The organism is Bradyrhizobium sp. NAS96.2 (assembly GCF_001908235.1).
In the GTDB taxonomy this organism is placed as follows: domain Bacteria; phylum Pseudomonadota; class Alphaproteobacteria; order Rhizobiales; family Xanthobacteraceae; genus Bradyrhizobium.
On record NZ_LGHK01000022.1, the window covers coordinates 47,401 to 58,886 of the forward strand.

The following is an 11,486-nucleotide window of genomic DNA, read 5'->3' on the forward strand; positions in this document are numbered from 1 at the left end:
GTCAGGCGACCTGCTGATCGGCGGGCTTGTCGGCTTGGCGCAAGAGCTTCCATTCCCAGGGCAGCAGATCGTGCAGACGCGATGCGGGACGATCGGCAATACGGGCGAGGACGTCGGCGAACCAGGCCTTGGGATCGACTTCGTTGAGGCGACAAGTCGCGATCATCGTCAGCATTCTTCGCTGCAATACCTCACACCTTCGGCCTACCGCCGCCACATTCACCGCAACCGGGCGCTCGGCTGCGCAACCCCGACCAGCTCCGCCGATCGCCCGTTGCTCCACCCGCGCCGCTTGGCGTACAAAACCCCGAGACTCTAAGCGCCGCCGGATGAAACTTCAGTGGCAGGCCAGGCGCCATCAAGCGCAAGCTGCGCCGCCGCTCCGCCATCGAGCCCATCATCGGACACATGAAGGCTGAAGGTCACCTCGGTCGCTGCTACCTCAAAGGCCGCGCCGGCGATGCCGCCAACGTCATCCTCTCAGCCGTGGGCCACAAATTCCGCCGCATCCTCGCCTGGCTCAGAGAACTCTTGGGCCTGTTCCTGGGATTGCAATGGCGAATGCTCGCCTTTCCAGCCACCTCAACCCGGCTTCTTAACGGCCGACTAAATACTTTCGTTGCTTTTCGCACGGATCCGATCTTCGCTGGCTTCAATTCCCTGGCCGCTTCAGTGCTCCAGAATGAGAATGGTTTGAATCGGTTTACGACGGACTTGAAAGTTCGCTATACAGACGTTCTGATGCTAGCGTGATCATCTTATTGGCAGCTAGCGATCGACACTTGGAGATAATGTCGCCTCGGTCCTTGGCTTCAGCGAATGAGCGCTCCGCCAATGATCCGACACTTAGGACCAAACTTTAGACCCGTTTCATCTTCGCTGCTGGCGTCTACGATGGACCAGAGGTCGCTCTCCTCCGCACCCCTTCAGCTTGCCTCGTAAGCCTCACGGCGAAAGACCTTGGACCGCTCTCTCTTGAAATGGAGGAAGTTACAGACATCAGAATACTTTGCGTCGTTCAAGCGGAAGCCATATGCCGATATTCGCCTGGTCAGAACACCAGGATTAAAAGCAAGCGCCTGGAAGCCGTTCAAGCAGTCCAAGCGGACATAGTCATCTGTACGCACTACAGCCTGAACGTTTATCCCGCACAGCTTATAGTATTCCAGACGCGCGGCGGTCGCCGTCTCGCTGGTTGAAAAGAGCGACAAAGCGAGATCAAACGGCATCTGGCAGACTCGTGCGAGAAATTCCATTGGAGCATCCATCGTGCCAAGAAAATTAAACGGCAATATGCAAAGCACCGCTCCGTCATATCGCCGCATGATCTCATTGATCAGCCGAGCTCGTTTGAAAAATTTATTAGCCTCACAGCGGACAACCGCTCCGTTCATGTCTCTCAACCGTCGGGCACAAGACGGATTTATATCGATCCCAAGGTAATCACTGTCATGGTTTTTGACGCCGATAAGGCGACAGCAACTACAACCTACTTCGATAATCAAACGGTATGAGGTCGAGCGCAGGAGATCGAAATAGAAGGCTCTTTCACAGTCATGGAACTGACGCACCCGAGCTGTGAAGTAATCGGGACGCATGAGACGCATGCCTTCATCGCCAAGATAGATCTCTTGATTCGCTTGGCGGGATTGCAAAGCGGAGGAGTTCACTGGTGCCTCATATCATCGCGTTGGGCTGATACGTAAAGCCTGCGACAGCGCCGTCCGATCCCTGTGGTCAGCTCATCGCTCAGCATTTTGGCGGCCGAAGCCATATCCGCGACGGTCTGCTCGGGGCAGATCAGGTCGACCACTGTGCCCGGCGAAGTCCAGCTCTCGGGCAGATCCGTTACGTCAATGGTGATGAGATCCATCGAAACGAAACCCACGATTGGCGCGCGAGTGCCATATATAAAGACGTGCCCTCGATTGCCGAGACTACGCGGGAAACCATCTGCATAACCAATAGAGGCCGTAGCCACACGCATCCGTCTCTTCACTGTGTATGACCTGTAGTACCCGATCGCTTCCCCGATCTCCACCTCGCGACATTGAATGATTCGCGTTCCCAGGCGGACAACTTGCGATTGTTTGAAGTCGAGGTCATCGGAGGTGGAAAGACCGAAAATTCCTCCACCCGACCTTATGAGATCGAAATGAAATTCGCATCCGGCAAATAATCCCGCCGAGTTCGATAGAGAAAGAATGGCTTTCGGGAACAAATGGGTGAGTTTACGGAACCGATATAATTGTTGACGACTGACCTCGTCTCGCCACTCCGCGCAGGCGAGTTGGCTCATGAACAGCACGACGGGCAAATCCGACAGCGCGCTTTCACTCTCGACGACTTTCTGCAACTCATCTATGGGAAACCCCAGCCGGGACAGGCCGGTGTCGACATGGATACCTGCGGGTAAAGGCCGGTTGCGAAGGCGGCAATGGCGAAGCCATGCATCCAACTGTTCCCTGCTGTTCAGGATTGGAATTAGATCATGATGCTCGGCAGCCGGTTCCATACCGCGCATAATGCCATGCAGCATGTAGATTCTCGCAGATGATGGTATCAGATCGCGCAGGGCAATCCCTTCCTCCATATCGGCCACGAAGAAATGCCTGCAGCCCAGGCGGCCAAGGAACGGCGCTATACGTGCCGCGCCAAGGCCGTAGGCGTCTGCCTTGAGAACTGCGCCGCAAGCGCTATGGGGCGCCAACGTCCGAAACTTCCGGTAATTCCCTTCAATCGCACCGAGATCAACAACCATGGTGAATCTCGAGGCACTATCGTAAGTCGGATCCGACAACTTGTGCGAGAGCTCGGATTCGATACCAATCACGTCCGGCATCTGCCTTCCCTCATGTCGCAGTAATGACTTGTCGATCCGGAGAATACAGGGATCGTACGGCCTCTTCCGCACATGCCGGCCCAAAGCGAAACCCATTGCCCGCACCACCGCCAATCACATGCAGACCTGCGACATCTCTTGCTGGACGGGAAAACGGGATGCCATCGTCAGAATAGCAGTCGCAGAACACACGTACTGACGCCACCGCCGGAGGCTCGGAAGAAAACCACTTTGCAAGAATTGAGGTTGCACGCGCGAGATCATCCGAACTGACACGCAGCGCATCGATGTCCGGCTTCACATCCCATTCCTGCGAAGTAAAACTGAACAACCAATATCCCTGCTCGATCATGGGAATGAGGAAGGCATAGTCATCGAACAGCCCGATCATTGGACAGTGCGGCGTAGGGCGCGCGGCCAGGTGAAGCGCGACGACCTTCTTAACTCGCAATCGCGGCTCGGCCGTCAGATGCTCCCGCAATGGAGACTCCGGCAACCAGGGACCGATTGCAAGAATGGCCCGCTTCGCCGAGATTTCGCTGTCATCACAGGCCTGAAGAAGAATATCCCCTGACCTCTGCCGTATCCTTGCAATGGATGTGTTCTCGCACACGGAAATTCCGTTGAGCTTAAGTCTTTGAGCCAGATCCTTAGCAATGGAATCAACTTGACAGTAAGACCCCCGATCCAGCGCCACGGCCACATCGCCGGGAACCAAAACACCCGGCAGCGATGACAGCCTTTCGGCCACAGCGAAAGACGTTGATGGAGTAGTGCCGCCCACGCTGCTCTGTCGCGCGAGTTCGTTCGGGTTGCGCGTCAACCAAAACACATCACAGTTGCGGCCGTTAGGCCACTGTCCATCGGGATAGATCCCACGCCAGAATTTCGAACCGCGATCGAGAAGGTTTCTTTCCTTCTCGTTACGGCAGATGCTGATTTGGATCCCCGGAGCAAATCCACTGGCACCTGCCCCAACGATATCTCGCTCGACGATGGCGATTCGTTTTTCCGGACAATCGCTCGCTGCGATGAAGGCAGCACTGAGGCCCATCACGCCGGCGCCGACGACTGCGAGGTCGTAGATTCTATCGGTCATTGAGTTGTTTCCAGGAGATGGACAAGGCGCTCAGATCTTCGCTGCCGCTATTCTGCAGATAATGGGTTTGATTTGGTCGCAGAAACACCAGGTCGCCTGCTTTGATAGGCAACTCACCATCGTCGGTCATGACGCGGCCGTGGCCGCTCGTGATTCGCCATATCTCGGCGGAAGGATGAGAATGGGGCGTCGACACCGCGAACGGATGGAGGCGGAATTCGATGAGTTCAACCGGACAAGTGATCTTGGAATCACCTATTCCCTTGACGTCGCATATCAATACGCCAGGGCTATAGACCGTCATTTCGCCCAAGGTCATCAGCTGCGCATTCTTCATGATCTATCCCGATAGTACAATTGGATCGCCGGATGCTGCCGACTTGTCGATCCTCAACAGGCGCTCTCGGACACCGTGCCGTTCCACTTGACGACGCCTGTTGCAGGTCCGCAATCGTAGGCCACGCGGCCAATGATGGAATTGAGGACCGTTGAAGCGCGCCAAGGAACAAGACTGAGATTTGTGTCAGCGATGCCATGTTGAAAGCGTGCGCCGTTTTGTACGTATAAACGGCATTTTTCGGGGCCATCAAAACGGGCCGAGAAATCTTTCTCCACCGCGATCTCCCGAGAGCCACCGGGCGCACTCACAATCGAAAGGCGGTTTGCGACCGGCTCCAGAAATGAAGGGATCTCGGTGCGGTAGCCCGTGGCCAGAACGATAATGTCAGCGACATGTTCTGCGCAAACGCCTGTCGCCTGCTGACGCAACCCGAGGCGAAACGGAGACGTGGCGCGCAACCCCTCAGCCGTTGTATTGACGCGTATTTCCACTTGAGCCGGATAAGTTCCTCGACCAACTTCACGATCGTAAAGTGCGTTATAGATCGCGCGAAGTGTCGAGGAGTTGACGCCATCGCTTGCCAACGATTGCCGCTCGAGGATTTGCCTCCGGGTGGCCTCGCCTTGCTCAAAAAACCAGCCGCCAAACTGTGGAAAGAACCACTCGTTGACGAAGGGACTATCTTCAAGGGCGAATATACTTGCGCGGCGCGTAACCCAGGTGAGGGCTCCCAACGTGCCGCACGCACCGCGCAGCAGATGAAGAAATACCTCTGCTCCGGTTTGGCCACCACCTACGACGACAACACGCTTGCTCGAAAGTTCACGGCGCTGCCCGAGGAGGGTACTTCCGTGAAACACCTGATTTTCCGGCGCATTTTTGCTCCAGTCAGGAATGGAGGGTACCCGACCTACGCCGAGCACCGTCGTATGGGCTCGGTAACTGCGCCGATTGGTAGCGATACTAAAAGCCTCGCCGCACAGTTCGACTGAAACAACTTGTTCGCCGAATTGAACGTTACCAAGCTTTTCCGACGCCCATTTTAGGTAATCTTCAAATTCACTGCGGCTAACCGAAGCGATGCCTCGAACGATAGCTTGATAGAGCCGCCGTTTATCGTGCAAGTAGGCGAGAAAGCTGTATGCGCTGGTCGGATCCGCCGGTGTGACCAGGTCCTTTAAGGGGCTGGTTTGCATAAGGGCGCCTTCCAGTAGCAAACCTGGATGCCACCTCAGCGTATCCGACCTTTCCAGGATGCGCAAAGACACCTGCGGAATCGGGGCCGCGAGAGCTGCCAGGCTCAGATTGGCCGGGCCTGCGCCGATTGCTGTTACCTCATGGACGTCGCCCTGCTTCGGCATCTCATTATCCTTACAATGAGTCACTCAACGCTCCCGGGTGGTCGAGAACACATGAATCGCGAGAACGACGCCGTTGGCGACGACAAGGATCATCATGATCACCAGCAGATTGTCGAAGCCGTGGGCATTCACGACCTGCCCGGCGACATATGGAAATCCGAAGAGGCCGACAAAGTAGGAGAGCGTGAAGACTTGAGAAGCGACTGCTAATGATCTCTCGTCTTCACCTGCAATGAAGACGAGCATACCGTTCAGAGTCGAATAGCTGAGCCCGTATCCCAGGGCGAACATGGTTGTACCGAGGATGTAGAATTCCGCGCTACCTGCATTCATGAAAAGCAGGAGCAGCCCTGCCATTGTGCATACGATGAGAAACGCGGCTACCCGTTCAAGCTGGTATTTTCCGATGATCGGCGCCACAGCAAAGCGCAAGAAGACGACTGTCAGCGTGAAGACTAGGAAGAACGTATCAGCGGACTGCCCCCGCGAAGCAGCGTACAGCGTCTGGAACGTGGACAGACCGGCGAAAACGCACGCCCCGATGCCGATCATGATTATGGGATAACGCGCATTCGACTTGACGGCTCCTCGCACGCTCTCAAGCGTGAGTCGTACAGTTGCCATTCTGATCTGAGGAGCTTGCGCCAGTGCCCTGCCGGCGAATTCCAAAAGCATCGCGCCAACGAGACATGCGGCCGCGAATACAGTGTAAACTGCAACGTAAGAGCCGGACATTTCCACGACGGCGCGCGCCAGGGGAACGGCAAGTCCGATCCCCAGCATTTGGGATCCAGAAAGCAAGGTGAGATACTTGACACGAGCCTCAGGCTGCACGTGTTCCAGGATTTGAAGCGGCGCCAGCATATAGAAGACTGACCATCCAATACCTAGACAAGGTCCGCCGAGATAAGCGAGGAGCGTGAGGCCTGGTGCTGATGCGAAACAGATCATCGCGATCGCCATCATCGCGGCGGCAAGGGTGATCGTGCGCATCACGCCCAACTGATCCGCGATCCGGCCAGCTACAAGCGAAGACAGTATCGTCGCGATCGTACCGGTCGAAATAACAGCTCCAGCTATCGTGGCGCCTTGTCGAATGGACCGCAAGGCATCCACGAGAAAGAAGCTCGAGCCATAGGATACGGCCAGGCTGACGCTACCAAGCATGAAGGGAATCGAGACCTCCAAAGGCACTCGATTGGGCAATTTCTCGGCAGAAACGACGTTCGCGGCGGGTCTCATGCTGCGAATCTTCCGGGAAGGCATCGATCAATATCTGCAGCCATTAACCTGCGCCCATCTATTTTTGGTGCGCTTCCGATTCGTTCGGATGAAGGCAGCGAGGCGCATGCTGCGACCGGATGTCCGGCATGACCGAACCAGTGCCACACGGCTTCTGTTATCCTGGGCATCAGCGGCCAAGCCAGTATGCTGAACCCCATCAGCCATGTGTAAGCGGTCTGATCGTCCGGAATGCCATCAAGATAGTTGAGCCATTCGATCACCGGTCTGGACGCTTGCGATACTCGCAGATGCTCAAGAGAAAGGGAGGCGCACTGTTGCTCGTAGAGCCTGTCCAGCGCGATCATCATCGCGTCATTTACGTAACACCCGCTGAACGCCGGCATCGCGTTTATGGCGTCCGTGCATCGGCTGATGGCTGCAGAATTTTCATCGAAAATTGCATTGTATCGATCAATAAATTGCTCCGGGACCAGATCGGTTCTCGCTTCTTCCGGGCAGATTTCCGACAGACACAATCTGAGAACGTCGATGGAGATACCTGGAATTCGAGCGATTTCACCCGCCCAGATCACGTGGCCGCGACTCGTGGAGAATTTCGATCCATTCAGTTGAAGGAAGTAATTGAAAAAAATTCGATCAAATCGGCGAAATGACTCTTGCCCCAACGCGCACCCAGTAACTCCGACGAGCATCGGTATAGTATTATCGATACCGGTCGCGCCGATTAGGAAAGTATCGGAATCGCGGGCAAAGGGACTGGTCGCACCGGAGCCATCTGAGTCTTTCTGCCCGCAATAGAGGGAATGAGCGTAGAGTAACGAGGAGTAGCTAAACAGTATCTGACGGGTATTGAACTGCGGCGAATTCCAAGCCAGCCCATGCAGACCTGGTACGGTCAGCCGCATTTGCTGTCCTTTGCGTGCGACATAGCGCATTCCAATGTCCAGAAAGCCAGTTTCGATAGCCGCGTCGCCCCACGCTCGGAGGAGCTGGTCATTTTGAGAAATTGAAAGGAAGGCAGAAATGTTGTCTGTCCATTCTTGGATCCGCCCTCGCCTCGACACCGGATTCAAGGCTTCGTCAGGCTCGAAATGGTGTCCACACTGTTCGCAGAAGAAGCTCCCGGCAGCTGCTTCGCACACTGGGCAGGTCGCACCGAACCAGCCTCCAATGCAGAAACGCTCTTCTGGTGACATGACAGCAGAGCTTGCATCGTCCACGGGTAAGCGCGCTGCGCGAAACTCCAGCGAGCCCGCCGCGGATAAGGCATCCATGAGCGCGTTGCTAACATCTGAAAACCGCTGCAGATTTTTGCCATAGGCGGGATCATCGAAATGATCGAAAGTGATATCTAGTGAGGCGAGATCCTCGACGATCCCAATATGGCAGCCATGGGCCAAGTCCGATGGGTCAATGTTCTCGCGCGCCGCTCGGACCAGGACATGGTTCTCGAAGCCGTCGGTCGTCAGCCCGGAGCGGACATTATGGCCCGCCCTCTTCAGGTGTTTTTGTACGATATCCATTCTGAGAAATGGCCCGGCAGCATGACCAAGATGTGCCCTGCCATTGGCTGTCAAGTTGACGGGGGAGATGTACACATCGATAGGGTGCACGTTCGCCACATTCAGCGGCGTGATAGTTGGGCTGCTTCTCATATCTGCACGCATTTCGTCCGCTTCACGTGCCGCTCCACCTAGCTCGCAACATACCCAGCCTCTGCGCCTCTGCTTATGAAGCGGTCTAATCGCTCTCGGCAACCGATCGATGATGACGTCATGGAGAAGCAAGCGGCACGCCAACTGAAAATTGCTGATTCTGCGTTTGTCTCTGCCCGCGTTACGTCGACTATCCGACATTTGGTCACGAACCTGACAAGCAGTCCGGCTAGCCGGTGAGCCGGATGCTCGCGCTGCTCTCTTCGAACTGCGACCCTGTTTCTTCATCCGAACATCAAAACTCATCCTGGCGCGGTTCTATTGCGTCTCAGGCCTACTCCCGTGTGGAGGCAGCAACCAATGCACGGCCAATAGGACGGGAAGCTGGCTCGAAGCGCGTCGACGCAAGGCATCCAACCGTATCCCGGAGGGTTCCTCTGCCGGAGCCTCCTTGTGCTTGCTATCGAAATCCAGGCCTATTGATGGTGTCCGGCTCTGCTTCCGTACGGGCATAATCCATCAGACAAACCGTGTCCGGGCTGCCCTATCTGTCGTGTCGCTCGTCGGAATAGGGATGAGGTCCTTCCCATCTTCCTGACCAGTTGCACGAAGGCGAACTTGCTGGTGCGATCGATTGCGACGTAGAGGTAGAGCTTGCCTTCGGCAGTCTGGAGCTCAGCGATGTCGATGTGGAAATAGCCGATCGGATAAGCCCTGAACTTTTTCTTCGAAGGCTTGCCGCCTTCGACCTCCGGCAATCGGCTGATGCCGTGGCGCTGGAGGCAGCGGTGCAGGGATGATCGCGTCAGATGCGGGATGGTCGGCTGCAGGGCATAGAGGCAATCGTCGAGTGCAGCAGCGTATGCCGCCGGAAAGCGATGATGATCGCCTCCTCCTCGATGGAAAGGACTGTCGACTTGGCTTCCTTGGGGCCTGTCGAACGATCGGCGACGGTCTCGCGCTGCTTCCACTTCGCGACAGTCTTCTGGTTGATCCCGTAGCGCTTGGCGCGCGCCCTCAGGCTCTCTTGACTATTTTGTATTGCTCGACGGACTGCCTCCGTCGTGGTGGCGTAGCCGTGTAAAACTTGTCCCATAGCGCATCCTTCGAGTCGTGCGACAAGAATGCACCATCAAAGCTTGGGACTAAACACCTAGCACTACTTTGGCAGAATTTGTTTGCGCCAGTGTTCTTCAAGGATTTGTTTTCGGCAGTGTGGATACCGTTGCGACGGCGGCCGAAGGACGAGATTGACGATGGCGTGACGTACGGCGGGCATTGGCTCTCACGCTCACTGTATTGCCCTCTCCTCACCGAGGCCCAAAGCCCGTTGAGAGCAAGCGTGTTGGCCGTTCCTTGTTACTGCCCCCACACGGATTGACGTGGTCGTCGCTCTGCACATTGCGGCTGATGATCGGCACGGTCGTGGCGACACCAGACTTGTGCTGCCGCTGCTACTGCTGGTCATGAGGCTCGTCGACGTCCCCCCTCTGGGTTGCTGATGCTGGCGCCGGCAGGGCATCGGCCCGCAATTCGCCGGTCATTTAGGGCGGGGCTGAGAGGCTTCCCCGTCGGTGAGCCTTTCTGCAAGATCGTAGCCGGCGGGGTCGGAGCCGAGCTCGGCTACCCCCTTGGCTAATTCGGTTCGGAGCGAACTCTGGAAGTCATCGTCATAGGTCGCGATGCTTGTGCGGATCGCCGCTCTCCACTGATCGCCGCGATCCCAAGCTTCCGTAAAGGCAGAAGCAATATCGGCATGCTGCCGGTTCGTGATCATCGCTTCGATGATCGATCTGGCCTGAAGCCGATCCTTGGCGCTCTTTGCGGTTGCATCGCGATCCTCCTTCCGGCGGGACCCGACGATGAGCTTGTGGATGGCGTATCGTTCCGGCGATGGGACAAGGACCGGCACGCCAGCCCCATGCAGCAGCACCGCGCGGATGGGCTGATAGATCAGGTAATCGAGGAAGCGGAGCGGAGACGCCGCCGCCCCGCCCAGCGCCGGCATCGGGACCGGCTTTCCTGCCTGGTCGTCGGACCACTGGTTCGGCGTCAGGAACTCGACGTTGAAGTTGCCCCTCGATACGTATCGGGTGGAGACCCTGCCGTCGGCCTGGCTCGGAACCTCGCGAAACGTCGGGTCGACTTGGCGAAGCACGTCAAGGATGGGTGGCATGGAGTCCTTGATAGCCACCGAGATTTCGTGGAATTGCGCAAAGTCGGCGTCGCCAGTCTGCATGGCGGCCGCCTCAAGGCGTCGACCAAGCACAGCGGCATAGCACTGGTACGCAACGGTGCCGACGAGCACTCCCCGCAAGCGAAAGAAGCCAGCCTTCGCTAGCCCCTCCACGACCTGGCCCGCGATCGGCAGAGGACGCGGCAGATAGGCTTCACGGATCAACGTGGAGACGAGACGGCGACGTCCTTTCAGGTCGGCCTTCAGATCCTTGAACGCCTCGACCCTCTTGGTGATCTCGGGATCGTCCACGGGACCGACATAGCGGCGATGTTGGCCGCCGCCCTCGGGTTTGGGCGTGTCGAAATACCAGTATTTCTTGCCCTTGACCTCGACAGCCACGAACCGTCCGTTCGAGGAAAACTCCGAGGTGAAGCTCTCGTCGAGGCTGCGCTGGACCAGTTCGGAATAGAGCGTTTGGTAGGCAACATCCAGGCCGTGGTTCGCCGGCATATCGGAACCTCGTTATACTATTTTTTCAAAAATAGTATAACTCTCGGAACTTCGGCACAAGTCCGCTATATTATTCTCGCTAAAATAGTATAACTTGTTTTAATTTCAGTATCTTAATGAGACAACGCGCAGTTTTCGCGCACGCTTCGCCAAAAGGAAATGAAAATCACCTGCCCTGTCCCGGGATGATCTGGACGAACTCAGGTTCGGGAAATAACGCGTGTGGATCCGAGCGCAAGACATCACCCACCTCTT

8 protein-coding genes and 3 pseudogenes are annotated in these 11,486 nt (G+C 56.5%); 1 reads left to right on the top strand and 10 read right to left on the bottom strand.

Annotation, left to right across the window (positions count from 1 at the left end):
- Position 1 precedes the first annotated feature (1 nt).
- Positions 2–175: pseudogene (locus AC628_RS05815) on the bottom strand (transposase domain-containing protein); the annotation flags it as partial.
- A gap of 176 nt (positions 176–351) precedes the next feature.
- Here AC628_RS05815 and AC628_RS05820 point away from each other — a divergent pair.
- Positions 352–599, top strand: a pseudogene (locus tag AC628_RS05820) (IS5/IS1182 family transposase); the annotation flags it as partial.
- A gap of 327 nt (positions 600–926) precedes the next feature.
- On the opposite strand, the gene AC628_RS05825 reads toward AC628_RS05820, so the two are convergent.
- The 9 genes and pseudogenes from AC628_RS05825 to AC628_RS05865 form a co-directional block, all read right to left on the bottom strand.
- Positions 927–1,670 carry a hypothetical protein gene (locus AC628_RS05825; RefSeq protein WP_245321044.1) on the bottom strand — a complete coding sequence of 248 codons (744 nt, stop codon included), beginning with the start codon at positions 1,668–1,670 and terminating at the stop codon, positions 927–929.
- Positions 1,667–2,842: an alanine racemase gene (gene alr, locus AC628_RS05830; protein WP_083632612.1), complete on the bottom strand. Its 1,176-nt coding sequence runs from the start codon at positions 2,840–2,842 to the stop codon at positions 1,667–1,669. Before alr ends, AC628_RS05825 begins: the two co-directional genes overlap by 4 nt.
- A 10-nt stretch (positions 2,843–2,852) precedes the next feature.
- Positions 2,853–3,941: an NAD(P)/FAD-dependent oxidoreductase gene (locus tag AC628_RS05835; RefSeq protein ID WP_074125779.1), complete on the bottom strand. Its 1,089-nt coding sequence runs from the start codon at positions 3,939–3,941 to the stop codon at positions 2,853–2,855.
- Complete coding sequence (locus tag AC628_RS05840) at positions 3,931–4,278, bottom strand: cupin domain-containing protein (RefSeq protein WP_074125780.1); 348 nt, start codon at positions 4,276–4,278, stop codon at positions 3,931–3,933. The genes AC628_RS05835 and AC628_RS05840 overlap by 11 nt, the downstream gene beginning before the upstream one ends.
- 53 nt (positions 4,279–4,331) lie before the next feature.
- Positions 4,332–5,642: a lysine N(6)-hydroxylase/L-ornithine N(5)-oxygenase family protein gene (locus AC628_RS05845; protein ID WP_074125781.1), complete on the bottom strand. Its 1,311-nt coding sequence runs from the start codon at positions 5,640–5,642 to the stop codon at positions 4,332–4,334.
- A 24-nt stretch (positions 5,643–5,666) separates the two neighbouring features.
- Positions 5,667–6,884 carry an MFS transporter gene (locus AC628_RS05850; protein ID WP_083632614.1) on the bottom strand — a complete coding sequence of 406 codons (1,218 nt, stop codon included), beginning with the start codon at positions 6,882–6,884 and terminating at the stop codon, positions 5,667–5,669.
- Complete coding sequence (locus AC628_RS05855) at positions 6,881–8,554, bottom strand: class I tRNA ligase family protein (RefSeq protein ID WP_168193309.1); 1,674 nt, start codon at positions 8,552–8,554, stop codon at positions 6,881–6,883. The genes AC628_RS05850 and AC628_RS05855 overlap by 4 nt, the downstream gene beginning before the upstream one ends.
- A 569-nt stretch (positions 8,555–9,123) precedes the next feature.
- Positions 9,124–9,638 (bottom strand): annotated as a pseudogene (locus AC628_RS05860) (transposase family protein); the annotation flags it as partial.
- Between the two features lie 444 nt (positions 9,639–10,082).
- On the bottom strand, positions 10,083–11,231 hold the full coding sequence (locus AC628_RS05865) for a nucleotidyltransferase family protein (protein ID WP_074125784.1): 1,149 nt from the start codon (positions 11,229–11,231) through the stop codon (positions 10,083–10,085).
- Positions 11,232–11,486: the final 255 nt, after the last annotated feature.

Excerpts from the sequence above, each read along its gene's own strand:
- AC628_RS05865 (WP_074125784.1), bottom strand. The coding sequence starts at position 11,231 with ATGCCGGCGAACCACGGCCTGGATGTTGCCTACCAAACGCTCTATTCC.
- AC628_RS05855 (WP_168193309.1), bottom strand. The coding sequence starts at position 8,554 with ATGCGTGCAGATATGAGAAGCAGCCCAACTATCACGCCGCTGAATGTG.
- alr (WP_083632612.1), bottom strand. The coding sequence starts at position 2,842 with ATGCCGGACGTGATTGGTATCGAATCCGAGCTCTCGCACAAGTTGTCG.
- AC628_RS05840 (WP_074125780.1), bottom strand. The coding sequence starts at position 4,278 with ATGAAGAATGCGCAGCTGATGACCTTGGGCGAAATGACGGTCTATAGC.
- AC628_RS05845 (WP_074125781.1), bottom strand. The coding sequence starts at position 5,642 with ATGCCGAAGCAGGGCGACGTCCATGAGGTAACAGCAATCGGCGCAGGC.
- AC628_RS05835 (WP_074125779.1), bottom strand. The coding sequence starts at position 3,941 with ATGACCGATAGAATCTACGACCTCGCAGTCGTCGGCGCCGGCGTGATG.
- AC628_RS05850 (WP_083632614.1), bottom strand. The coding sequence starts at position 6,884 with ATGAGACCCGCCGCGAACGTCGTTTCTGCCGAGAAATTGCCCAATCGA.